The 23,817-nt window shown below is 54.1% G+C and carries 20 protein-coding genes; 9 read left to right on the forward strand and 11 right to left on the reverse strand.

All coding sequences use genetic code 11. From position 1 onward, the window contains the following. Positions 1–5 precede the first annotated feature (5 nt). Entirely contained in the window at positions 6–737 is a 732-nt protein-coding gene (locus R0137_RS11865) for an arginyltransferase (protein ID WP_407326623.1), read from the forward strand. A 136-nt stretch (positions 738–873) separates the two neighbouring features. Next, positions 874–1,092, forward strand: coding sequence for a translation initiation factor IF-1 (gene infA, locus R0137_RS11870; protein WP_008295635.1), 219 nt, complete (start codon positions 874–876; stop codon positions 1,090–1,092). A 100-nt stretch (positions 1,093–1,192) separates the two neighbouring features. Here infA and clpA read toward each other — a convergent pair whose 3' ends face one another. From clpA to icd, 3 genes are all read right to left on the reverse strand, one after another. Then, positions 1,193–3,490, reverse strand: a complete 2,298-nt coding sequence (clpA, locus tag R0137_RS11875) for an ATP-dependent Clp protease ATP-binding subunit ClpA (RefSeq protein ID WP_407326624.1) — start codon at positions 3,488–3,490, stop codon at positions 1,193–1,195. Between the two features lie 20 nt (positions 3,491–3,510). Next, the gene (gene clpS / locus R0137_RS11880) at positions 3,511–3,846 is read right to left on the reverse strand and encodes an ATP-dependent Clp protease adapter ClpS (protein WP_407330013.1); all 336 of its coding nucleotides are present in this window, start codon (positions 3,844–3,846) and stop codon (positions 3,511–3,513) included. A gap of 325 nt (positions 3,847–4,171) precedes the next feature. Continuing rightward, positions 4,172–5,425, reverse strand: coding sequence for an NADP-dependent isocitrate dehydrogenase (icd, locus tag R0137_RS11885; RefSeq protein WP_407326625.1), 1,254 nt, complete (start codon positions 5,423–5,425; stop codon positions 4,172–4,174). 330 nt (positions 5,426–5,755) lie between these two features. On the opposite strand from icd, the gene R0137_RS11890 reads away from it, so the two are divergent. The 6 genes from R0137_RS11890 to R0137_RS11915 all read left to right on the forward strand — a co-directional run bounded on the left by R0137_RS11890 (position 5,756) and on the right by R0137_RS11915 (position 11,620). Beyond that, the gene (locus R0137_RS11890) at positions 5,756–6,349 is read left to right on the forward strand and encodes a pseudouridine synthase (RefSeq protein WP_407326626.1); all 594 of its coding nucleotides are present in this window, start codon (positions 5,756–5,758) and stop codon (positions 6,347–6,349) included. A gap of 76 nt (positions 6,350–6,425) precedes the next feature. Continuing rightward, positions 6,426–7,532, forward strand: a complete 1,107-nt coding sequence (mnmA, locus tag R0137_RS11895; protein WP_407326627.1) for a tRNA 2-thiouridine(34) synthase MnmA — start codon at positions 6,426–6,428, stop codon at positions 7,530–7,532. Beyond that, complete coding sequence (gene hflD / locus R0137_RS11900) at positions 7,529–8,158, forward strand: high frequency lysogenization protein HflD (RefSeq protein ID WP_407326628.1); 630 nt, start codon at positions 7,529–7,531, stop codon at positions 8,156–8,158. Before mnmA ends, hflD begins: the two co-directional genes overlap by 4 nt. Positions 8,159–8,204: 46 nt before the next feature. Then, entirely contained in the window at positions 8,205–9,587 is a 1,383-nt protein-coding gene (gene purB, locus R0137_RS11905; protein ID WP_407326629.1) for an adenylosuccinate lyase, read from the forward strand. A gap of 4 nt (positions 9,588–9,591) precedes the next feature. Continuing rightward, positions 9,592–10,704, forward strand: coding sequence for a cupin domain-containing protein (locus R0137_RS11910; protein WP_407326630.1), 1,113 nt, complete (start codon positions 9,592–9,594; stop codon positions 10,702–10,704). Beyond that, positions 10,697–11,620, forward strand: a complete 924-nt coding sequence (locus R0137_RS11915; protein ID WP_407326631.1) for a GNAT family N-acetyltransferase — start codon at positions 10,697–10,699, stop codon at positions 11,618–11,620. The genes R0137_RS11910 and R0137_RS11915 overlap by 8 nt, the downstream gene beginning before the upstream one ends. Before the next feature lie 33 nt (positions 11,621–11,653). On the opposite strand, the gene R0137_RS11920 is transcribed toward R0137_RS11915, so the two are convergent. The 6 genes from R0137_RS11920 to R0137_RS11945 are packed head-to-tail and all read right to left on the reverse strand — an operon-like array spanning position 11,654 to position 20,144. Further along, positions 11,654–11,929, reverse strand: a complete 276-nt coding sequence (locus R0137_RS11920; protein WP_407326632.1) for a Rieske (2Fe-2S) protein — start codon at positions 11,927–11,929, stop codon at positions 11,654–11,656. A 28-nt stretch (positions 11,930–11,957) separates the two neighbouring features. Beyond that, positions 11,958–12,926, reverse strand: coding sequence for a methylmalonyl Co-A mutase-associated GTPase MeaB (gene meaB / locus R0137_RS11925; RefSeq protein ID WP_407326633.1), 969 nt, complete (start codon positions 12,924–12,926; stop codon positions 11,958–11,960). Between the two features lie 6 nt (positions 12,927–12,932). Next, entirely contained in the window at positions 12,933–15,086 is a 2,154-nt protein-coding gene (scpA, locus tag R0137_RS11930) for a methylmalonyl-CoA mutase (protein ID WP_407326634.1), read from the reverse strand. A gap of 9 nt (positions 15,087–15,095) precedes the next feature. Further along, a complete protein-coding gene (gene mce / locus R0137_RS11935) occupies positions 15,096–15,506 on the reverse strand; it encodes a methylmalonyl-CoA epimerase (RefSeq protein WP_407326635.1) in 411 nt (136 codons plus the stop codon). A 60-nt stretch (positions 15,507–15,566) separates the two neighbouring features. After that, a complete protein-coding gene (locus R0137_RS11940; RefSeq protein WP_407326636.1) occupies positions 15,567–18,374 on the reverse strand; it encodes a biotin/lipoyl-containing protein in 2,808 nt (935 codons plus the stop codon). 30 nt (positions 18,375–18,404) lie between these two features. Further along, the gene (locus R0137_RS11945) at positions 18,405–20,144 is read right to left on the reverse strand and encodes an acyl-CoA carboxylase subunit beta (protein WP_407330014.1); all 1,740 of its coding nucleotides are present in this window, start codon (positions 20,142–20,144) and stop codon (positions 18,405–18,407) included. A 253-nt stretch (positions 20,145–20,397) separates the two neighbouring features. On the opposite strand from R0137_RS11945, the gene R0137_RS11950 reads away from it, so the two are divergent. Next, a complete protein-coding gene (locus tag R0137_RS11950; RefSeq protein ID WP_407326637.1) occupies positions 20,398–21,765 on the forward strand; it encodes an anthranilate synthase component I family protein in 1,368 nt (455 codons plus the stop codon). 31 nt (positions 21,766–21,796) lie between these two features. On the opposite strand, the gene cysB is transcribed toward R0137_RS11950, so the two are convergent. Both cysB and R0137_RS11960 read right to left on the reverse strand, forming a co-directional pair. After that, positions 21,797–22,771: an HTH-type transcriptional regulator CysB gene (gene cysB, locus R0137_RS11955; protein ID WP_407326638.1), complete on the reverse strand. Its 975-nt coding sequence runs from the start codon at positions 22,769–22,771 to the stop codon at positions 21,797–21,799. A gap of 114 nt (positions 22,772–22,885) precedes the next feature. Then, positions 22,886–23,788, reverse strand: coding sequence for a 5'-nucleotidase (locus R0137_RS11960; RefSeq protein ID WP_407326639.1), 903 nt, complete (start codon positions 23,786–23,788; stop codon positions 22,886–22,888). Positions 23,789–23,817 lie beyond the last annotated feature (29 nt).

Raw genomic sequence — 23,817 nt, forward strand, 5'->3', positions numbered from 1 at the left:
ACAGCATGACGTCGTCATTACGCGATCTAAAGGTGTATACCACCTATCCGCACCGCTGCAGCTATCTCGAAGAGGAAGAAGCGACAACACTGTTCATAGATCCACGGCAGACCGTTGATCAAACGCTCTACAGCAACCTTTCGATGTTGGGTTTTCGTCGAAGCGGAAACCATATCTATCGCCCTCACTGCAGTCACTGCAACGCCTGTATACCGGCTCGGGTACATGTCAACGATTTCAAAGCAAACCGTAGCCAGCGCCGCTGCCTGAAACGCAACGCGGATCTGGAAGTATCTATTCGTAGTTCTGCCTCAGATGATGAGAGCTACGATTTATACGATCGATACATTCGCGCAAGACACGCTGATGGGGATATGTACCCTCCCGATCGGGATCAATTCGAATCGTTTCTTAACAATCCCTGGGACTGTACCGAGTATTGTGAGTTTCGTGACGACGGACGATTAGTGGCAGTGGCGGTTGTCGACGTAATGCTCGACGGTTTGTCTGCGATCTACACTTTTTTCGACCCGAAGGAAGATGCTCGTAGCCTCGGTCGCCACGCTGTCTTGTGGCAGATAGAGCGCAGCAAGTCCTTGGGCCTACCGTACGTTTATTTGGGTTATTGGATACGCAACTGCGACAAGATGTCCTACAAGTCCGATTATCAACCTCTGGAAACACTCATCAACAACCAGTGGCAGCGCTCTACTGAGGGTCTTATCGAGACGTTCTAGGCATGACCCGCGGGCATCATCGAAGCGATTGCGCCATCTGCAGTCATAACCCCCAGTTTTCACACGCTTTTGCTGTGGCTCTCCGAGGGCTTTTCGGGCAGAATGCGCGCTGATTTTTTACTGTAGTAGCAAATGAATGGCTAAAGAAGACCAGATTGAGATGGAAGGTGAAGTCGTTGACACCCTTCCCAACACCACGTTTCGAGTAAAGCTCGAAAACGATCACGTGGTTACCGCCCACATATCAGGAAAGATGCGTAAGAACTACATTCGTATTCTCACCGGTGACAAGGTGCGTGTTGAACTAACGCCTTACGACCTCACCAAAGGTCGCATTACCTATCGCGAGCGCTAATCAGCGCTAAGCGATCGCCTAAGATGCAATACGCCGGCGCCCCCCCTGCTTGCCGGCACCGACTACGCAACTTCCAGGCACCTTCCAGGCGACTTCCAGCCTAGCTGACAGCCAGCTCGTCGGCCGGCGAGTCCTCAGGCTCAGGTACGCTTACCTCAAGACCATCCCCTGCGGCGTTAAGCCGCACTAGAGCAGTTCCGCCGGTGTTCGCTAGTGCGCCAAACAACACCATCTCGGCGAGGGGCTTTTTGATGTGATCCTGAATCACACGATCCATGGGTCTAGCCCCCATATGCTGGTCGTAACCTTTCTCAACAAGCCATAAACGAGCATCCTCATCCACATCCAGGGTGATGCGTTTCTCATCCAGCTGCCCTTGCAGTTCCGCAAGAAATTTGTCCACCACAGTAAGGATGACATCCTCACCCAAGGGCTGAAACTGCACGATACTATCCAAACGGTTACGAAACTCTGGAGTGAACATACGACTGATCGCTTCCATTCCATCAGTACTATGATCCTGCGCGGTAAAGCCAATCGAGCGCCGGCTGATTGTCTCTGCTCCCGCATTGGTGGTCATCACAAGAATGATGTTTCTGAAGTCTGCCTTGCGCCCATTATTGTCGGTCAGAGTGCCGTGATCCATTACCTGTAACAGTAGGTTAAACACCTCGGGGTGAGCCTTTTCAATCTCGTCCAACAACACCACCGCGTGAGGATGCTTTGTCGCTGCGTCAGTCAGCAAACCGCCTTGGTCAAAGCCCACGTAGCCCGGAGGCGCACCGATCAGGCGAGACACCGTGTGGCGCTCCATGTATTCGGACATATCAAAGCGAATAAGCTCCAGGCCCAAAATCTTGGCCAACTGCCGTGTAACCTCGGTCTTTCCGACACCGGTAGGACCAGCCAGGAGGAAGGAGCCAATAGGCTTGTCACCGCCCCGCAAGCCAGCTCGAGCCATTTTGATAGAGGTTGAAAGGCTGCTTACCGCGTCGTCCTGACCGAATACCACCATCTTGAGATTGCTCTCGAGCTTGAGGAGTACATCTTTGTCATTACGATTCACCGACTTTGGTGGAATCCGCGCAATCTTCGCCACCACGGCTTCGACATCATGCTTGCCGATCACCTTCTTGCGCTTTGATGGAGACTGGAGCTGCTGATAGGCGCCAGCTTCGTCAATTACATCGATAGCCTTATCTGGGAGAAAACGGTCGGTGATATAACGCGCCGATAGATCAGTCGCTACCCGCAGTGCCTGATCGGTGTAGCGCAGCCCGTGATGCTCTTCGAATCGCGACTTTAGGCCCTTAAGGATCTTGTAGGCATCGTCAGCGCTAGGTTCCATGACGTCGATCTTCTGAAAGCGCCGGCTGAGTGCCTTGTCCTTGTCAAAAATGCCACGGTATTCCTGAAAGGTTGTAGAGCCGATGCAACGCAGCCTGCCAGAGGTCAACAATGGCTTTAGGAGATTACTCGCGTCCATGACGCCACCGCTTGCGGCCCCCGCGCCAATAATCGTGTGAATCTCGTCAATGAACAGCACGGCGCCTTCCCGTCGCTTGAGCTCTGCGAGGAGTCCTTTAAAGCGCTTCTCGAAGTCACCGCGGTATTTTGTTCCGGCCAGAAGGGACCCAAGGTCGAGGGAATACACCTCGGCCCCTTTGAGCATCTCCGGCACCTCACCATCTTCAATGAGCTTGGCCAGGCCTTCGGCGATTGCGGTTTTGCCCACGCCGGACTCACCCACCAGCAAAGGATTGTTTTTGCGTCGCCGCGCCAACACTTGAATCACGCGCTCTACTTCTGAAGATCGGCCAATGAGGGGGTCGATCCGGCCTTCGCGAGCTTCCTCGTTGAGGTTCGTGGCAAAGCTGTCCAAGGGATTGCTCTCGCCTTCTTCGCTTGCGCCTTCAGCGCGTTCGGCTTCGGGCTCACTGCCGTTGTGCTCGTCGCCTTCGTCGACCTTGGAAATGCCGTGAGTGATGTAATTCACCACATCAAGTCGCGACACGCTTTGGGTTTTAAGGAAGTAAACAGCTTGAGACTCTTGCTCAGAGAAAATCGCTACCAGGACATTCGCTCCCGTAACCTCGCTGCGTCCAGAGCTTTGGACATGAAACACGGCTCGCTGAAGAACACGCTGAAAGCCCAAGGTCGGCTGAGTCTCTCGCTCCTGCTCGTCCTCGGGAATCAAAGGCGTGGTCGAATCGATAAACTCGACCAAATCGCCTCTGAGAGCACTCAGCTCCGCGCCGCATGCTTTGAGCACACGAATGGCATCGTTGTTATCCAGTAATGCGAGTAACAGATGCTCCACGGTCATAAATTCGTGTCTGCGCGAGCGAGCTGCGCGGAAAGCGTCGTTCAGCGTCTGCTCAAGTTCCTTACTTAGCATGTACTATCTCCTTCGATGAGCTAGTCCTCGGATGCTTCGATCTCACACAGCAATGGATGCTGATGGTCCCGCGCATACTGATTAACCTGTGCCGATTTTGTTTCAGCGATGTCTTTCGTATAAATCCCGCAAACGCCCTTGCCGTGGGTATGAACGGTGAGCATAACCTGCGTAGCCTGTTCTCGGTTCATTTTGAAGAATACTTCCAGAATCTCGACGACAAACTCCATGGGGGTGTAGTCGTCGTTCAGCAGCACCACTTTATAAAGCGGGGGCCGCTTAAGCTTGGGCTTGGCTTCCTGAAGTGCAAGCCCACCGTCATCGCCGTGGTCTTCCTGATCATTGTTCGACGACATCCACCAAAGCGACGAACTTCCACCGATAGGATTGCCCGCCGACGCAGTTTCACGATAGCACTCAACGCTGGCGTTAGGATGAACTCCAAACGGCGCTTGCAGCGGATCACAGTCGTGATTCCGAGGGGCTGGGAGATGCTTTTCTAGACGATATTGGCTTTGCATTGTATTGATTATAAGGCTTTTGAAATCGAGCGCGAGGCCTCATAAAAAAACCCGCCGCGGTAGCCCGGGCGGGTCTATCATGACAGGCTCAAACGCCTATCAAACACTCACTCATCTGCCCTTGAAAGCCAATGAGGAGCGATTATTACCGTCGTTTACTTCACATAGAAGCGATAATTTTCTCACCAAAACCGGAACAGCTCACCAACGTTGCACCTTCCATCAGTCGCTCGAAGTCATAGGTCACTGTACCGTTCTGGATCGCACCGTTCATGCCATCGATGATGCGATCAGCCGCTTCGTTCCAACCCATGTGACGGAGCATCATTTCGGCAGAGAGAATCAATGAACCCGGGTTCACCTTGTCCTGACCTGCGTACTTGGGTGCTGTTCCATGTGTCGCTTCAAACAGCGCAATCTTGTCTGAGAGATTCGCACCCGGAGCAATACCAATACCGCCAACCTGTGCAGCCAGAGCGTCTGACAAATAGTCACCGTTCAAGTTTAGCGTCGCAACAACAGAGTAATCCTTAGGTCGCGTGAGAATTTGCTGCAGCATAGCGTCAGCGATAACATCCTTAACGATGATGTCTTTGCCCGTGTTGGGGTTCTTCAAAGACACCCACGGACCGCCATCGAGGAGTTCGCCGCCGAACTCTTCCTGAGCGAGCTCATAGCCCCAGTCCCGGAAGGCCCCTTCGGTAAACTTCATGATGTTGCCTTTGTGCACCAGGGTTACCGATGGGAGATCCTGGTCGATGGCGTACTGAATAGCTTTGCGTACCAAGCGCTTTGTGCCCTCTTCGGACACAGGCTTGATGCCAATACCGACATTCGTGGGAAAGCGAATTTTAGTGGCGCCCATCTCGTTGATGATGAAGTCGACCACTTTTTGGGCTTCGTCGGTGCCTGCTTCGTACTCGATTCCTGCGTAGATATCTTCGGAGTTCTCTCGGAAGATCACCATATTGCAATCGCCGGGGCTCTTAACAGGTGAAGGAACGCCTTCGAACCAGCGCACGGGGCGAAGACAGGTGTAAAGATCCAGTTCCTGACGCAGCGCTACGTTCAGAGAGCGAAACCCTCCTCCCACAGGCGTAGTTAATGGGCCTTTGATGCCCACGGAGTATTCTTTAATTGCTTCGAGAGTTTCCTCGGGGAACCAATCACCTTCGTAGAGCTCAGCCGCTTTCTCACCGGTGTAAATTTCCATCCAGGAGATCTTCTTGCTGCCGCCGTAAGCTTTCTCAACAGCTGCGTCGACGACGTCAATCATCACGGGGCTGATATCTACACCGATACCATCTCCTTCAATGTACGGAATAATCGGATTTTCCGGCACATTGAGGCTGTTGTCTTCATTAACCGTGATACGCGAGCCGCTTTCTGGCACATTGATATGCTTATAACCCATTGATCTACTCCAGGCTTGGTTTTTTTACTGTTGTTAGGAACTCAGAACACACAGTCTTTTGAAGAGCGTTCCGACATCAAATTTGCGTTTTGTAAACGCTGCTTACCTCACGGGAGCTCTACTCATCCAAAGCAACTCCAGTAAATGCACAGCTACGATCAATAGGGAGCTCTCTGGCTCTTCGCGACCTTCTGCGCAATCGCCGATGCCTTGTCTTGGGTATAGCCCTGAACACTGTCTGCCTTTTGGACGGACGAGGCCCCTAAAAATCGCCGATCATCTTACCAGAATAGCGCCCGCTATGGCGGCGTTTTCACCGAAATTCCGCTAATGGCAGAGCTAATTCTTTTCAATAAGCCCTTCAAGGTCCTTAGTCAGTTTACTGATACGTCGGGGCGCGCGACCCTTGCGAACTATATCGACAAACGCGGCTTTTACCCCGCAGGACGCCTCGATTATGACTCCGAAGGCCTACTCCTCCTATGCGACGATGGAGTGTTGCAGCAGCGCATCGCGCACCCAAAGTTCAAGTTATGGAAGACCTACTGTGTACAACTTGAAGGCGAAGTTAGCCACGATGCCGTCGAGGCTCTTCGCGAGGGCGTCAAGCTGAAAGATGGGCTTACTCGGCCTGCGCGCTTGAAAGCCCTAAAGGAACCAAACTTCTGGGATCGAACCCCCCCGATACGAGAACGAAAAAGCCTGCCGACCAGCTGGATCGAGATCTCGATTCAGGAAGGCCGCAACCGTCAAGTTAGGCGGATGTGCGCCCATGTGGGATATCCCGTGTTACGCCTCATCCGCACGCACATTGGCGACTGGAGCCTCGACTCACTCTCTCCAGGACAGTATCGAAGCCTGAGGGTGAACTTACCCAATGCAGGCTCATCGAAGCCACCAAGGGGGCGCCGCCGTAAGCGCTGACAACGTAAACGTCAGGGCTGAGGTCTGCTAGAATGCTGCGCCTTGAAAACAGCTATCCGGATCATACTCACAGCTCATGGCAGCATCGGAAAAAGTCATTGTTGGCATGTCGGGAGGCGTAGACTCCTCCGTAGCCGCACTCATGCTTCTCGAACAGGGCTATCACGTCGAAGGCCTGTTCATGAAGAACTGGGATGAAGACGACGGTACGGAGTATTGCACCGCGAAGACCGATTACGCCGACGCGCAAGCCGTCGCAGATAAGCTGGGCATTACGCTTCACGCCGCCAACTTTGCGGCTGAGTACTGGGACAATGTATTCGAACATTTCCTTGCAGAGTATCGCGCAGGTCGAACACCCAACCCTGACATTCTTTGCAATCGCGAGATTAAATTTCGCGCTTTCCTCGATTATGCACTGGAACTAGGCGCAGACCGTATTGCCACCGGACACTATGCTCGGCGGGGCATCGTCGACGATCGCCCCGCTCTGCTTAAAGGCTTAGACAACAACAAAGACCAATCCTACTTCCTGCACGCAGTGGGACACGCCGAGCTTTCCAAAACGCTGTTTCCTCTGGGAGAAATAGAAAAAACGGAAGTCCGTGCTCGGGCAGCCTCAGCGGACTTACGCACCCACGACAAAAAGGATTCCACGGGCATTTGCTTTATCGGTGAGCGACGGTTCAAGGACTTCCTTCAACAGTATCTTCCGGCACAGCCCGGAGCTATCAAAACCCTCGACGGGGATACCATCGGAGAGCACAGCGGTTTGATGTATCACACGATTGGCCAACGTCAGGGACTGGGCATTGGTGGTTTGGCCAAGCACAACGAAGCACCCTGGTATGTCGCCGGCAAAGACCTGAGCAACAACGTACTGCTCGTCGTCCAGGGTAATGACAACGCTGCGTTGTTTTCCAGCGAGCTGTGGGCTGGCGACTTGTTTTGGATCAACGGGCTGACGCCCGGGCTACCTCTGCAGTGCAAGGCTAAGGTGCGTTATCGCCAGGCTGATCAAGATTGCACTGTGGTTTGGGAAAACGGTGGGTACAAAATTTTCTTCGCAGAGCCTCAGCGCGCCATAACCCCCGGACAGTCTGTGGTGCTGTACGACGACATGCAGTGCCTTGGCGGTGGTGTTATCACCGCAACGACGGCCACTCTGGCGCTTGCTGCATGAGCGCGCTGCGAGAACAGACTATAGCGCTTGCGGGAGTCGCTCAGGCTGCCCGTATGGTGGATCAAATTTCCAAAACGGGCAGTTATCCCCTGGAGTTCCTCGAGAGCTCAGTCAACAGCCTCTTTGTTTTTGATCTTGAGCATGCCGAGGATGTATTCAAGGGTTTACCCGGCGTCAGACTCGGGCTGCAAAACCTCTGTGCGCTATTGGCAAATCAACGGGAAGCCGAACAGCGTGATGCCGTACGTTACTTTTTCAACGTCCTCCATTTAGAACGCCGCTTTGCAGCCGATGAGCAACTCCGGGAAGTCGTGCGTTCTCGATTGGAACATGCAAGTTTTCGAGCCGAGCATTTTGCTGGTCATGTCGGCGACATCTGTCACAGTGTCTCCGGCGTCTATCAGGATACCTTCAGCAAATTGCCCCAGCGCATCAAGGTTATGGGCAGCGCTCAACATCTCGAGAACGGCCAGAACGCCGATATCGTGCGCAGCCTTTTATTGGCGGGTATACGCTCTGCTTATCTGTGGCGGCAGCTGGGTGGGCGGCGCTGGAAGCTCGCTATGCAAAGAAAAGCAATGCTGAAGAGCGCTCAGGAATTATCCCGTGGCCTTGGCCTCGTCTAACCGTCGCAACAGTAGATAGCAGTGAAAGGAAGTGAAAGGAACAACCATGTCATCAGAGAGTCTCACACTTAGTCCCCTCACGGCGGTTACGCCTTTGGATGGTCGCTACGCGAGTAAAACCCGGCCATTGGCAGAGGTCTTCAGCGAGTATGGCCTCATACAACGTCGCGTGGTGGTCGAGGTTCATTGGCTTCTCGCCCTTTCTCGCGAGCCCAAAATCACCGAGGTGCCGCCGCTATCCCCCCAAGCGGTCACTAAACTTCAGAATATCGCCGAGCAGTTTTCCGTGGGAGATGCTGCTGAGATTAAAGATATCGAAGCGACGACGAATCACGACGTTAAGGCGGTAGAGTATTTTATTAAGCAGAGTTTTGAGGGCGACGACGAGCTTCAGCGAATCAGCGAGTTTGTGCATTTCGCCTGTACCTCTGAAGACATTAATAATCTTGCTCATGCGTTAATGCTCCGCGACGGTCTGACGAAGGTGTTGATGCCGGGCTTTGAAAATCTGGTCACGACACTGTCCGGGACAGCGCGAGAACTGGCGGATCAACCCATGCTGTCACGTACCCACGGGCAAACAGCGAGTCCCACTACAATGGGCAAAGAGATCGCAAACAGCGTTGCTCGACTGAGGCGCCAGCTCGAGCGTGTTACTAATGTGCCTCTCTTGGGCAAGATGAATGGCGCTGTCGGCAATTACAACGCCCATCTGGCGAGCTATCCCGACATTGACTGGCAAGCCTTCAGCGCGGCGTTTATCTCGGGTCTCGGTTTACAGCAGAACCCCTACACCACCCAAATCGAGCCTCACGATTACATGGCGGAGCTCTTTGACGGTATTGGAGGAGCCAACACCGTGCTCCTCGACTTCGCCCGAGATATCTGGGGTTACATCTCTTTGGGATACTTCAAACAGAAGACCATTGCCGGTGAGATCGGATCTTCGACCATGCCTCACAAAGTGAACCCCATAGACTTTGAGAATGCTGAAGGAAATCTGGGCCTGGCAAACGCGGTGTTCACACATCTGAGCCAGAAGCTGCCGGTAAGCCGCTGGCAACGGGACCTCAGCGACTCTACAGTTCTTCGCAACATGGGTGTTGGCTTTGCGTACACACTTATAGCCCTTGAATCTCTGGCTAAAGGCATCAGCAAGCTCGAAAGCAATGCAGCCCGTATGGATGATGATCTTAACGCCAGCTGGGAAGTTCTCGCCGAACCTATTCAGACCGTCATGAGACGCTATGGCGTCGAAGAGCCCTATGAAAAACTTAAAGCTCTCACCCGGGGCCAGCGGGTAACTGCGCAACGCATACGCGACTTCATCGACACTTTGGATATCCCGGAAGATGCACGCGAATCCCTTCGAGAGTTGACGCCGGCTAGTTACATTGGAAATGCCGCTGATCAGGCAAGAGACATCTAGACCGGTGTCTCGTCCTCGCCTGCAATTGGATGTTGAGGACTTCCTCGCTAAGCACTGGCAGCGAGAGCACTTATTCATACCCGCAGGGTTCCAAAACTTCGAGGTGCCCGCTGACGCCGACGAGCTCGCCGGGCTCGCCATCGAAGAGGAAGTCGACGGACGGATTGTCAGCGCTGACGAGGGTCACTGGCATCAAGAGCGCGGTCCCTTCACTGCTGAAAGCTATGAACGCGGCGGCAGCTGGAGCTTGCTAGTACAAAGCGTAGATCAATACTGGGACGAAACAGCAGAACTACTTCGCGCAGTAGAATTCTTGCCGACCTGGCGTCTCGACGACATTATGATGAGCTACGCTACGGACGGCGGAAGCGCAGGCCCCCACTACGACAACTACGATGTCTTTATTATCCAAGGCGAGGGGCAGCGTCTCTGGCAGATCGGTGGGGCCTGTAATGCCAGCAGCTCATTGATGGAAAACACAGATCTACGACTGTTGTCTGACTTTGAGCCTCATCATGAATACCTGATGAGTTGTGGCGACGTGCTCTACGTTCCACCGGGAATCGCGCACTACGGGACGAGTGTTGGAGAGTCCACAAGCTTCTCTATCGGCTTTAGAGCTCCTCGCCACAGCGACTTGCTGGCTCGCTGGGCGGATAACCGTCTCAACGCTCTCGAGGACGACGCACTGTTTCGTGACCCAGCGCGAAAAATTTCCAAGCGCAGTGGAGAGATCACGAGCGAAGATCTGGAGCGAGCTCGGATACAGTTATTGCAACTGCTAGATCAGAGCGACCCTAAATGGTTTGGCGAAGCGATCACCGACGTTGCAACTACACACAGCGACGTCCGTGATACCAAATCTGTGCGAGATTGCGAGCGTGGATGGATCACCCGCATACCCGGAAGTCGATTGGCCTGGCATGCCAGCGGCGATGAACTCATGGTGTTTGCGCACGGCTGTTCTCACGATGCGCCACTATGCTTACAGCCGCTTATCGAAGCACTTTGCAGGAATGAAGAGGTGGTTCTGGAGGAGGCCCGTTACCTCCACGATGCGGCTCCAGGCCTTTTAAGCTGGCTCTGTGAAGAGGGAGTTATCCTCTGTTATGAATGACTTAGCAACTTTGCAAGTGCGGCAGGCTAGCTGGCCAGAAGATGCTGCGGAGCTGGAGCGAGTCCGTAGCGCCGTGTTTGTTTTAGAGCAGGGTGTACCCAGAGACATCGAGTGGGATGGCCAGGATGAAAACGCCAACCATGTCATCGCCGAGCTTCAGGGCGTCACTATCGGCTGCGGCCGTCTCCTTCCCGACGGACGTATTGGCCGTCTTGCCGTGGTCTCTAACTACCGAGGTCTTGGGATCGGTGCGAAGCTTCTGGAGGCAGTTCTGGCCATTGCGAGGCAAGCAGGACAGAAAGACCTCTACCTTCATGCACAAGCGAACGCAGTCCGCTTTTATGAACAAGCAGGGTTTGTAGCCCGCGGACAACCCTTTGAAGAGGCCGGTATACAGCATCTTGATATGCATCTAAGTCTGGATTATCGCGATTGGAATGAGCCCATTCTGCATCTGCGCTATCCCCATCCCTTTGCAGAGCTGGTTGTCGCTCAGGCGGCCCAGGCGCGACGGGAACTTCGAATCCTTAGCCCGACCCTCGATAACCGTGTCTTCGACGACGAGGATCTGGTGTCAGCGTTGCGTGTCTTTCTGCGTGGCGGCACTCTGTGTCAGGTGCAGGTTCTGGTCAAGGACGCTCGATCTGTAGTGCAACGCGGGCATCGTATGCTCACTCTTTGTAGACGACTACCAAGCAGGATGGAGATTCGCCGCCTGGCAGAGCATCCGCAATGGAACGATGAAACCCTGGTGATACGCGATCGCGACAGCGTATTGGAATTGCCTGGAGCCGAGACCGATGCTGGTTTCTATCGCCCGGGAGATCGCCCCCGCAGCGAAGCATCGATCCACCGTTTCGACGAACTCTGGCGTCTGGGACAGATTGATCCAGAGTTTCGTGCCTTGTCGCTGTAGACATCTACGCGGCGTGACCGCATAGAGGTCACGCTACTCGTCGACCCCGACCGAGTTTCCTTCGTAAACCAGATTATAGACACGCAAAGAACCACATAGGCTACGGAGCGGCTTTCCGTCGCTCAGCGAAAACTGGATATGGTGGCGTGGGCAGGTAAGGACGTCTTGAACTACTGTTGCCTTATCTAGCACCTGCCCCTCATGCGGGCAGTGACGACTGAATAATCGCAAACTGCCCTCTTCCTGACAGAGCAGCATTTGCTGACCCTGAACGCTAACTAGCTTTCGGTAACCGTCATGAAGATTCATAAGCTTCTCTAGGGGACGGTACGCCATCTCAGCCTTTATCCAAAAGCTCAATGACTCGGCGGGCGGCGTTGTAAGGAGTCATGTGCTGCGCTTCAACTTCGGCCTCTAGCTTTGGAAGCGCCGCGGCCACCGCCTTGCTCTCTTGGAGTCGCTGTAGCAATAGAGTCTGCACAAGCTGCTGCATCCATTGGCGATTCTGTGTGGATCGTTGATGATCAAAAAAGCCCGATGCTCGTGTCGAAGTGACGTAGGACTGAATAGTTTCCCAAACCTCATCAAGGCCGGTTTTCGCTAAGGCGGAGCAACGCATAACAACAGTGGTCCAATGGCTCTCATTGCGAAGGAGGCTAAACGCAGACTGGTACTGGGTTTGGGTGGACGCGGCAATGCCCTCTCCCTCTCCGTCCGATTTGTTGATAACCAGAGCATCGGCTAGCTCTACAATCCCTTTCTTAATGCCCTGGAGCTCATCGCCGCCCCCGGGGAGCATGAGAAGCATGAAAAAATCCACCATCCCCGCGACCTGAAACTCCGACTGCCCTACCCCGACCGTCTCTACGATGATCACGTCATAGCCTGCAGCCTCGCACAGCAGCATGGTTTCGCGGGTCTTTTGAGCCACCCCGCCGAGAGTGCCACCAGATGGTGTGGGCCGAATAAAGACATGCTCTTCCCGCGAGAGCTGCTCCATGCGCGTCTTGTCGCCCATGATGGAGCCCCCAGCGACTGGTGAACTTGGATCCACCGCAAGGACTGCGACGCGATGTCCCGCCGCCAAAAGCAGCTGGCCGAAGGATTCGATAAACGTGGATTTCCCGACGCCGGGAACACCGCTGATGCCAATACGAATACTGTTGCCGGTATGGGGCAACAACTCTTCAAGCAGGTCTTGAGCCTGCCGTCGGTGAGCAGAAAGCGAACTCTCGGTGAGGGTGATCGCCTTGGCAAGCGCTCGCCGATTACCGCTACGAATACTCTGGGCGTCAGGCGCAGCCATGCAGCGTTACGCGGTGGCGGTGTTCACCGCCTCAAGCACTTCTCGAGCGGCTTCAGGGATCGCGGTGCCGGGACCAAAAATACACTGCACACCTGCTGATTTCAGTGCCGGATAGTCTTGCTCAGGAATAACACCGCCGGCGATAACCACGATGTCGCTGGCATCAAGCTTGGCCAGCTCCTCTATCAGCTGGGGCACCAAGGTCTTGTGGCCCGCAGCCAGGCTTGAAGCACCGACTACGTGCACGTCATTTTCAACAGCCTGACGCGCCACCTCAGCGGGAGTGGAAAACATCGGAGACAAATCAACATCGAAGCCCACATCGGCAAACGCCGTTGCGACGACCTTTGCGCCTCTGTCATGGCCATCCTGGCCCATTTTGCAGACCAGCATTCGGGGGCGACGTCCATGACGCTCTACAAAACTGTCTATGTCCGAACTAATCATTTTCCAGTTCTCATCATTTTCAAACGCCGCACCATAAACGCCAGAAACCGTTTGCGAGTGAGCAGTAAATCGCCCGAACTCGGCCTCCATCGCGTCGGATATCTCTCCAACGGTAGCACGGAGACGCACGGCGTCTATAGACAGTGCCAGTAAGTTGCCCGGGCCGCCCGCAGCACAAGCGGTAATCTGTGAGAGAACCTGGTCTACTACAGTCTGATCTCTCGACGCGCGAATACTCTTGAGTCGAGCAATCTGTGCGTCACGGACCGCAGCGTTATCAATGTCCAGAATATCGATGGGGTCTTCTTGACTAGGCTCGTACTTGTTCACACCGACGATCACATCCTCGCCGCGATCTATTCTCGCCTGCTTTTTTGCCGCCGCTTCTTCGATGCGTAGCTTGGGCATGCCTGTCTCGATGGCCTTAGCCATACCACCCGCTTCTTCCACTTCGGCGATGAGCTCCCGCGCTTTGTCGGCGATCTCCTGCGTCAACGACTCCATCATGTATGAGCCACCCCATGGGTCTACAACCTTGGTAATGCCCGTCTCTTCTTGAAGAATAAGTTGTGTGTTGCGGGCTATACGCGCCGCAAAATCCGAGGGCAAAGCAATGGCCTCATCCAAAGCGTTAGTGTGCAGGGATTGAGTGCCTCCAAACACTGCTGCCATGGCTTCGATTGTTGTTCGAACAACATTGTTATAAGGGTCTTGAGCGGTAAGCGACCAGCCTGAAGTCTGACTATGGGTGCGCAGCATTGAGCTTTTGGGATTCTCAGGAGAGAACTCCGCAACAATCTCGTTCCACAGAAGTCTCGCCGCACGCATCTTGGCGATCTCCATATAGAAGTTCATGCTCACGCCCCAGAAGAACGACAGCCGTGGCGCGAACTCATCAATCCCGAGACCCGAGGCTATGGCAGTCCGAATGTACTCCTTGCCATCCGCGAGGGTGTAAGCGAGTTCCAAGGCAGCATTCGCTCCAGCTTCCTGAATGTGATATCCGGAAATGGAGATGGTGTTAAAACGCGGCATATTTTTCGAGCAATAGGAAATGATGTCGCCGATGATCCGCATGCTCGGCGCCGGCGGGTAAATATAGGTGTTACGCACCATGAACTCTTTCAGAATATCGTTCTGAATAGTTCCCGCGAGCTGGTCCTGACTGACGCCCTGCTCTTCCGCTGCCACGATGTAACCAGCCAGTACCGGTAAGACGGCCCCGTTCATAGTCATCGACACGGAGACTTTATCCAGGGGGATCTCGTCAAAGAGGATCTTCATATCCTCAATAGAATCAATAGCGACGCCTGCTTTACCGACATCACCGGTGACGCGCTCGTGATCCGAATCATAGCCACGGTGGGTAGCAAGATCGAAGGCTACAGAGACGCCCTGCCCGCCAGCCGCCAGCGCTTTGCGGTAGAAAGCATTGGACTCTTCTGCCGTGCTGAACCCAGCGTACTGACGAATTGTCCACGGCCTTCCAGCGTACATCGTGGCCTGGGGCCCCCGGAGGTACGGTGCCATTCCGGGCAGCGTATCTGCATACTCCAAGCCATCGATATCTGCCGCTGTGTACAGCGGCTTCACAGCGATGCCCTCGGGCGTATCCCAAATCAGATCATCGGGGCTTTTACCCTTCATTTGTTGGGTAGCTAGAGCATCCCAGGCCGCTAACTGCTCCGCTGTCGCCTTCTTACTATCACTCATGGCTAATTCTCAGTGCTCGTCAGCAGGTTGATTGAGTTCTACAAGAATCCCGTCACAGCTGCGCGGATGAATAAATATGGTCAGTGAGTTGTGCGCCCCGGGTGCAGGCGCATCGGAGATGAACTCGTAGCCCTTCGCACGGAGTCGATCCACGTCCGCGTAAATGTCATCTGAGCGGAAACACAGATGATGAAGACCTCCGCCACGCTTCTCCAGATACTTAGCGATCGGCCCCTCCCCATTTAAGGGATGCACCAATTCTATATTCGTCGGTGGCAGGGGTATAAACGCCGTGGACGTCTTGGCCGCATCGACATCTTCTCGACCATCAAAGGGAAGGCCGAAGTCCTCACAGAAACGTTGTATGGCCTTCTCTAAATCGGGTACTGCGACTGCGATGTGATCCAGTGCGGTAATCATGGCTTGCGACTCCTGAGCTGGTGCATTCCTTTAAAACGAGCCTTTAAACTCATCTCTCAATTAGAGCTGGTCGAGATAACGAGCGGTCGCCGAGCGACGCCTTTCCGCAACCTCTTGAGGAGACTCAACGACAATTTTTTCATCCGGCGTGATTCTGAATACCGGTTGTCCCTTACTGATAATCATGCCGTCGCTGTCTACCAGAACCTCTTCGATAGTTCCGGAGAAAGGCGCATAGACTTTGTTAAACATCTTCATGACTTCAACGATGTATAAGGGGTCACCCGCATCGAAGTGATCGCCTTTCTCCACGTACAGAGGAGACTCTGGAGTCTCCCGGCCGTAGAACATGCCACCGCTAGCGGCGATGATTTCATCGGACTTAGCGACTGGCGGTGGCACTAGCACCTTAGCCATGCTCGACTGAAGATCCGGATCATTAAGACGCTCAGGAATATCAATCGTTAAATCATCATTTACCGTTAACGCGAAAAAGCCTGTGGCCTCGGCGATCGCAGGCAGAACGCTCATTATCGAGCAACCAGATTGGTACCCGCGATGCGCAGCCTGAACCGTAGCCCACTCCTGCTTAGAGAGCTCTACGCCTTCTGGCACAGCGTCGTCGCTGAGCTGGGTTTGCGTCGCCAACCAATCCTCTGCCGGCAGGAGCGTGTTCAGCTTTGAGTAGAACGCCTGTGCGTCCTGAAGGATGTCGTGATCGTGCTCCCAGATCATGCCGGCGGCGGGAGCCCCCGGCAGATAGTCCATGTTCAAAAAGTGATACAAATCGACAAGTAATTCGATGGGATTATCATTCCAGCTGACGTGCCCATTTATCATTGTGTAGCTGTCACTATGAATACTCAGCCAGCCGCTCAATAAATGCGGCTCCTCAAGAAGGAGCTCCAGGGGACGAAGCAACAAGGTGTGCTTCAGATCTAACGTCGCAGCCAGAGACTTAGCGCCGGCGTCATCCGCCGCATCAATTTCCCGTTGGCTAAGCTGTTTCCAGGCGTGCTCTAAATCAATATCCAGCGCTTCACGCTTCAGCTCACCCACAGCGGTAAGGTATGGAACGATAAACCGTGTGGTTGGCCGTGCGTTAATGTTCTGGCCCAGGAACCAATTCACCAAGCCGTAATGAAACTCAAGATTCGTCGCTAGATCCTTACCGCGCATTTGGGTCTGACGAATCGTTTCAGCCATGCGCTGGTAGCAGTCCAGCCGCGTACCACCCACGGTCAACAAGAGCGCGATATTTGAATCATAGGCCCCGGCGAGGGTGTACTTCATGAATACATCCGTGTCCGGGTTATGAAGACTAATACCCTGATCATCACGGATCTCACCATCGATAGCATCAGACCAATACTCAATGATTCCACCCGCGCTGGGTTGGAGCGCCTGGTTCGTGGCGTTGAGGCGTGCTTCTACACTGTCGTTATAACGCTGAACGCGATGGGGCTTGGGTAGCTTGGCGCCGTGCGCAGCGAGGAGCACCATGGCTTCAACCAAAGACTCCACGACGAAGTGATCTTCAGAGTCATTGGGATTAGCGAAGCGCAGGGCGTAACACAGCTCCGTTACCCTATGCTCCACCTGAATTCGCGTATTCATTTCCATAAAGAAATGCTTATCGCGGTCGACAATGCATTCAAAGGTCGACACGGAGTCGAGCCCAACAGCTTCACCAAAACGAGCGGCCTCGTCTTCCATCTGGGATAGGGTGTGAATATCCTGTTCTAAGACAGCCGTCTCGGTCTCATTACCCTGAGCCTTGGCCTCTTCCAGAGCGAGGTGTAATGACTCCAGAGTCACGGACACTTCAAGGAGCTTTTGCTCATGCATCTGTAGCGAGCAATCACGCCCGCCAAGACTCATGCTCCAGATGCCATTGCCGATGACCTGAATTTCCTGGTGTCGCGTTGTTTCTATGTTGAGCTCGACGAGAACATTCTTGTTATCGCCTACGCCGGTGGTCTTCACTTCGTTGAGAATCTCTCGGACCATCTCGCCTGCGCGATCAGCCTCCCCGATACCGAGGATGCGTTGACCTTTACCACCGCCACCACTAATGGCTTTTAGCCGCACGCGGTTGCTCGGGTACTGCTCGCTCATGCGCAGCACTGCTTCAGTAATAGTTTCGCTTAGCTCATCAACGGTGTAGAGGTCTACGCCTTTGCTGTAGCTCGCTGCCAGCACCTGATCTGCAGCAGCCTCCAGTTCGGCGTCAAGGGTTTCTGGGTCCAGAGGCAAAGACTCTGCCGCGATCAAAGCGGCCAGCGCAGCGTGGTCAGGATGGCGTTTGAGTAAAGTCAGCGCCGTCGCGTTATCAATACCCGGCGTGACCGAAACGCCTGTTTTCAATGCGGTGCGCTTGGCTTCGTCTTTAAGACCAGCGTCGTGCACGGTGCGCGAACAAGGGCCAATAAAGTTAAGGCCTGCGGCTTCCATAGCGGCGACCATGGTTTCATCTTCGGCCATGAACCCGTAGCCGGCAAAGATCGAGTTGTATCCGTTGTCTCGCGCGATACCGATAATCTGCTGAATACGCTGATCGCGTTCTTCTTTGTTCGCACCCGTGTAATCAGGGACGCGATGAATTCGCTCGGGGTCGGGCATTACCCGCAGCTCCGGCGCTAGTGCGTTTTGATAAACAATGGAGTCTTTCTCGGAAAGAAGAATCCCGATGTGTCGGATTCCCATCTCACGGAAAACATCGATCGCCTCTTTACGAATCGGTCCACGGCAAATGATCAATGGCCGCATGTGCGAGCAATCAAACTGACTCACCCAAGCACTGCTTTGACGCCCAAGCTGTCGATCGCTGTGGATCAGTGGATTTCTTAAATAGTGTTCGTTAGACACGGCAGCCGGTCCTTAGCAAATGAGTAGGTATCAATGAAATTCCCGCTGAACGCCGTCCATCGGCGCAGGCTCGTAATTACGCAGACAAAAGTCCATGTGCTCTGCAAGCACCTGCCTTAAATCTGAGGGCATGACGATCTGGGAGATTGATCCGAGACTGAGCGCCTCGTTCGGGTTCATCAGCTCACGCTCGTAGCGCTGCGCAAGCAGTTGCTCTTCGGCCTTGATCCAGCCGTCGATCAGGGTCTGTGCTGCATCGGCCGCTTCGGCCTCACTGAGCCCGGCAGACTGCTGCGCCTGAGCCTCCTTCACTAATCGAGTCTTTGCCTCACTCCGAAGCTTTTTAAGTTCGTCTTTGTAAACGTACTCAACGCCCGCAGGGCCCATGACCGCTACACGGGTTGTCGGCAGCGCGACCACGAAATCTGCCCCCGTCGAGTAGTTATTATAAGACGCATAAGCCCCACCAAAGGCATTACGAACAAGTACGAGGAATCGAGGCGTACGTAAATCTACGATGGCATCCAGCATCGCGCGTCCCGCTTGGACGATACCTCGTGACTCTTGCTCGCGACCGGGCAAAAACCCCGTGGTGTCCTCAAGGAATATGATCGGAATGTTGTACAAATTGCAGAAGCGAATGAAACGTGCATTCTTGTATGCGGCACCAATATCAATCTGGCCTGAGGCCACCGCAGAGTTGTTGGCCACAAAGCCTATGACGTTACCGCCCATACGCCCCAAAGCAGTAATCGTATTGCGTGCCCTCTCTGCCTGAAGCTCAAGGAAGTCACCGTGATCGCATAACTGCTGAATAAGCACAGTGATATCGATGGGCGTATTGAACCCCGTCGGCGAGTTGAAGGCCTTCTTCAACAAAACATCAATATCCCAGGTCTTTCGAGAGATGGGATCTGAAGAAGGCTGATGCGGAGCCGCTACGCCATTATGGCTCGGGAGGTAGTTCAGTAGATCCCGCACTTTGCGAAGTGCTGCCACTTCATCGGGTACTACAAAATCCGTAACACCCGATTGGCTATGTACATTCGGACCGCCAAGCTCGTCTGGTGTAACGTCTTCGCCGAGCACGGACTTAACAACCCCCGGCCCCGTGAGGCCAAAGAAGGTGTTATTGGGCTGAATAAGGAAGCTTCCCTGACGCGGCAAGTACGACCCGCCGCCAGCGTTGAACCCGAACATGCACATGATGCTCGGTACGATACCGCTAATCTTTCTAAGCGCTGTAAAGGCGTCAGCGTAGCCATCCAGGCCACCGACGCCTGCGGGAATATAGGCGCCCGCTGAATCATTGAGTCCCACTAAGGGTATGCGTTGCTTGGCGGCGAGCTCAAAGAGTCTTGCGAGCTTTTCGCCGTTAGTCGCGTCCATAGACCCTGCTCGCACGGTAAAGTCATGGCCGTAAATGGCGATATCTCTACCGCCTACCCGGATTAATGCGGTTACAAGAGACGCCCCGTCAAGATTAGGGCCCCAGTTCTGGTAAAGAACGCGAGGCGGTTCATCAGCGAGGAACTCTATACGCTCCCACACGGTCATCCGATTTTTGAGGTGCTGGCGCTGTATACTTCGCACGCCGGCGGCCGTGTGCGGACGTCTTTGCAGAGCAGCTCCGGCCTTCATGGTCTCTTCGAACAAACCGGGGGCGCTTTGAATCTGCCCGGGCACTTCAAACTGCTGCTCAAGTGCGGCTGCGAAGGGGTTGTTTAGGGTGGCGTACGGAGCGTCGGAGTCCGTTACCGTATCTTTCATATTGCCGTTCGATGAATCACTCATGTGTGCGAGTTACTCTCCTAGGGGAAGATGATTTACTACTCGTGTTCTTTGGGTCGGCTGTCAAAGCTAAACGGGTTTGGCTAAGAGTCCTGCCCCGGAGCAATATTGGCCATTCGAAAAGTGCAGCAATACCGGCAAAGAGGGCTCGGATGCTAGTGACCCCACCAATCAAAGTCAATTTAAACAACAGCTTAAGCCAAATCTCGGAACGGATTTAGTGTATCACAATATGACAGAATCGCCACACAAGGTACTGACCCGCTGCGCCTCTGTGCCCTTCCATGATGATCCTTGCAATGTATATGCGCGATTACGTTCATTAGGCCACACCAGCCTGCTGGACAGCGGAGGCTCCTCGCGCGGTCGCTACGACATCATCGCGGCACAGGCTGATGGCTCCCGGGGACTCCGCGTAGATTCGGGGACGTCAAACGACAACCTGAACCTAATAATCAATAAATGGAAAGCCAGCGCCCAACAACAAGTCACCACTCACAGGCCGGCCGGCGATCTGCCGTTTTACGGTGGCTACATAGGTCACCTCAGCTATGCCGTCGGCCGCCGACTCCAGGGCATGCCGGCTCGAACAGACGACTGCTCACCTATTGCCACCGTGCACTACTACCCGTGGGCGGTGGTGCAAGATCGGCACAAGCGCTGCAGCTGGCTAGTCGGAGAAGCAACGGTGGTCGATAGGATCGCTCCGACTATTCAGAACCTTCTGGCAACGAAGAAGAAGGAACCCGAGGCAGCAAACTTCAAGCTCGAAAAAGCTTTCGAAGGTGAGTGGTCTCTGGATGATTACAAACAACGGTTCCAGAAAGTAAAGAATTACATAAGCAGCGGAGACTGCTATCAAGTCAACATTGGTCAACCATTCTCGTCGCGCTATGCAGGTGACCTGTTTGCCGCATATCGACAATTGCGCAAAATCGCTAAAGCCCCCTTTAGTGGATTCTTTCCACTCTCTGAGAATCAATCCCTCGTGAGTCTATCGCCGGAGCGCTTTCTTACAGTGGATAACAGGCAGGTAGAGTCTCGCCCCATTAAAGGCACGCGCCCCCGCCATAAGAACACTCCAGAAGATAAGGCCGCTGCTACTGCATTAATGGACTCTGACAAGGAGCGAGCGGAGAACCTGATGATCGTAGATCTGTTGCGCAACGATATCGGCCGCTACTGTACACCAGGCTCGGTAACCGCTCCGGAACTGTTCAAGCTCGAGAGCTATGCGACAGTGCACCATCTGGTCAGCGTCGTGAAAGGAGAGCTCTCAGCGGATCACAGCACTCTGGATCTGCTCTTTGGTTGTATGCCCGGTGGGTCCATCACTGGGGCCCCGAAGCGTCGCGCTATGGAGATTATCGACGACATCGAACCCGCTGCTCGAAATCACTGGTGCGGTAGTCTGTTCTACTTGTCTCGTCACGGCAGGTTAGACAGCAATATCTCGATTCGCACGCTGTTCAACGAAGGAGCGACTCTTCACTGCTGGGCCGGAGGCGGATTAGTGGATGACTCGCAAGCCCTGGCCGAGTATCAGGAGCAGCGGGATAAGGTCGGCGCTTTTCTCAGCGAGCTCGAGCGAACCCTTTAGGCCTCACAAGTAGATTACTTACGGCGCCTTACTAGTATTCGGGCAGCTGAAGGTCGCTAAACAGTTCTTCGAGTTCAGAACGTGTTTTTCGCTGAAAGGCTTCCTGAACAAGCTCGCGGCTCAAATGGGGAGCGAAATCAGATATGAAGTCGTACATGTACCCCCGTAAGAACGTACCCTTTCGACAGCCAATACTGGTCACGCTGCTGGCAAACAAATGTCGAGCGTCTAGCGCAACGAGGTCATCATCAATCTCCTCGTCGTGCGCCATATCGGCCACGATGCCAATTCCCAAACCCAGGCGTACGTAAGTTTTGATGACGTCGGCATCCGCTGCGGTAAAAACCACTCTCGGCGTAAGCCCAGCCGTAACAAAGGCATCATCAAGACGCGATCGGCCCGTGAAGCCAAACACATAGGTCACTATGGGGTGCGCGGCTACATCCTCTAGAGTGAGTCGGGAGACCTGCGCCAAAGCGTGCTCCTTGGGCACGATCACACAGCGATTCCAGCGATAGCACGGCATCATGATCAGATCGCTGAACAACTCGAGGGCCTCTGTGGCGATCGCAAAATCAACCGTGCCGTCCGCAGCCATCTCGGAAATCTGCATCGGGGTACCCTGATTCATATGCAAGGAAACTTCCGGATACTTGCCAATGAAACTTCGGATAACGTCAGGTAATACGTAGCGAGCTTGCGTATGCGTTGTAGCAATAGACAGCGCTCCGCGCTTTTCATCGGAGTACTCCTGGGCTACGTGCTTGATACTTTCTACTTTGCGCAAAACCTCACCGGCAGTTTCCAGAATCACCTGACCCGCCGGCGTCACATGTGTTAAGTGCTTGCCACTGCGAGAAAAGATCTCTACGCCCAGTTCGTCCTCAAGAAGGCGAATCTGCTTACTGATACCCGGTTGTGACGTGTAAAGGCTCTGCGCGGTCGCCGACACGTTGAGGTCGTGATGAGCGACTTCCCAAATATATCGGAGTTGCTGAAGCTTCATGGCGAAAGTGCCTCTGGCGTAAGAAGAACAGACTCAGTGTCTGTGCGTTAGAAAGAATAGCCATTAGCTGTGCAATTTTTCAAGCCTTTTGGGTATAAGGATCAGATTTAGCGCTTATCGCTCGTTTGCTACCCCGTGGGGCACGTGCCCGGTCGCGATATGCGGGCTTGCCGACGCGCAGTGGGCCGGCTGATCATCAAAAAACACGTCAGCCTCATAGGCGCGAAGAAAATCGGTCTTATCCAGGCCGCCCAGAAATATCGATTCATCAATACGAATGTTCCACGCGCGCAAGGTCCGAATAACGCGCTCATGGGCAGGTGCGGACCTGGCGGTCACCAATGCGGTGCGAATGGGAGGATCTTCAGCCGGGAGCGCTTGCTGAATGTCATGTAGCGCTGACAGGAAGGATTTAAATGGACCACCAGATAGCGGAGTGTGCGCAGAGGCCTGCTCACTGGCGGCGAAGGCATCCAGCCCTTCACTTTTGAACACCCGCTCTGCTTCATCAGAAAACAGGACCGCGTCACCATCAAAAGCAAAGCGCAGCTGATCAGTGCCACGGTTCGCCCCCTTGTTCGAAACGAGCGTCGCCGCAGCAATCCCGCAATCCAGAGCATTGCGTACATCTTCTGCTTCACTGGATAAAAAAAGCTGGCAGCCAAAGGCATTGATGTAACGCCAGGGGCTCTCACCGCCACAGAAAGCGGCTCGACTGATGGTCAGCCCGTAGTGCTGAATCGAATTAAAAACCCGTAGCCCGGTGTCTGCACTGTTGCGTGACAAAAGCACAACCTCAACGCCCTTGTCACCGCCCAAACGCGCATTGATACGAAGCATCTTCTCCACAAGAGGAAAAGCTTCGCCAGGCTCAAGGGGTTGCTCTTCATGCTCTATCTGATACTCGGAGTAAGCAGCCAGGCCCTCTTCCTCGTAGACGCGATGGCTTTTACTGAGGTCAAACAAAGCCCGCGAAGAAATCGCGATAACCAGTTTCTTGTCGAGTGTGACGCCCATTGTTCGAGCATACCCTGCTAACTGCCCGG

Source organism: Congregibacter brevis (genome assembly GCF_045689245.1).
Taxonomy (GTDB): Bacteria; Pseudomonadota; Gammaproteobacteria; order Pseudomonadales; family Halieaceae; genus Congregibacter; species Congregibacter brevis.

What these genes read in the sequence shown, in the direction of transcription:
- R0137_RS11865 (WP_407326623.1), top strand. Translation starts at nt 6, where the DNA reads ATGACGTCGTCATTACGCGATCTAAAGGTGTATACCACCTATCCGCAC.
- infA (WP_008295635.1), top strand. Translation starts at nt 874, where the DNA reads ATGGCTAAAGAAGACCAGATTGAGATGGAAGGTGAAGTCGTTGACACC.
- clpA (WP_407326624.1), bottom strand. Translation starts at nt 3,490, where the DNA reads ATGCTAAGTAAGGAACTTGAGCAGACGCTGAACGACGCTTTCCGCGCA.
- clpS (WP_407330013.1), bottom strand. Translation starts at nt 3,846, where the DNA reads ATGTCGTCGAACAATGATCAGGAAGACCACGGCGATGACGGTGGGCTT.
- icd (WP_407326625.1), bottom strand. Translation starts at nt 5,425, where the DNA reads ATGGGTTATAAGCATATCAATGTGCCAGAAAGCGGCTCGCGTATCACG.
- R0137_RS11890 (WP_407326626.1), top strand. Translation starts at nt 5,756, where the DNA reads ATGGCAGAGCTAATTCTTTTCAATAAGCCCTTCAAGGTCCTTAGTCAG.
- mnmA (WP_407326627.1), top strand. Translation starts at nt 6,426, where the DNA reads ATGGCAGCATCGGAAAAAGTCATTGTTGGCATGTCGGGAGGCGTAGAC.
- hflD (WP_407326628.1), top strand. Translation starts at nt 7,529, where the DNA reads ATGAGCGCGCTGCGAGAACAGACTATAGCGCTTGCGGGAGTCGCTCAG.
- purB (WP_407326629.1), top strand. Translation starts at nt 8,205, where the DNA reads ATGTCATCAGAGAGTCTCACACTTAGTCCCCTCACGGCGGTTACGCCT.
- R0137_RS11915 (WP_407326631.1), top strand. Translation starts at nt 10,697, where the DNA reads ATGAATGACTTAGCAACTTTGCAAGTGCGGCAGGCTAGCTGGCCAGAA.
- R0137_RS11920 (WP_407326632.1), bottom strand. Translation starts at nt 11,929, where the DNA reads ATGAATCTTCATGACGGTTACCGAAAGCTAGTTAGCGTTCAGGGTCAG.
- meaB (WP_407326633.1), bottom strand. Translation starts at nt 12,926, where the DNA reads ATGGCTGCGCCTGACGCCCAGAGTATTCGTAGCGGTAATCGGCGAGCG.
- scpA (WP_407326634.1), bottom strand. Translation starts at nt 15,086, where the DNA reads ATGAGTGATAGTAAGAAGGCGACAGCGGAGCAGTTAGCGGCCTGGGAT.
- mce (WP_407326635.1), bottom strand. Translation starts at nt 15,506, where the DNA reads ATGATTACCGCACTGGATCACATCGCAGTCGCAGTACCCGATTTAGAG.
- R0137_RS11945 (WP_407330014.1), bottom strand. Translation starts at nt 20,144, where the DNA reads ATGAAAGATACGGTAACGGACTCCGACGCTCCGTACGCCACCCTAAAC.
- R0137_RS11950 (WP_407326637.1), top strand. Translation starts at nt 20,398, where the DNA reads ATGACAGAATCGCCACACAAGGTACTGACCCGCTGCGCCTCTGTGCCC.
- cysB (WP_407326638.1), bottom strand. Translation starts at nt 22,771, where the DNA reads ATGAAGCTTCAGCAACTCCGATATATTTGGGAAGTCGCTCATCACGAC.
- R0137_RS11960 (WP_407326639.1), bottom strand. Translation starts at nt 23,788, where the DNA reads ATGGGCGTCACACTCGACAAGAAACTGGTTATCGCGATTTCTTCGCGG.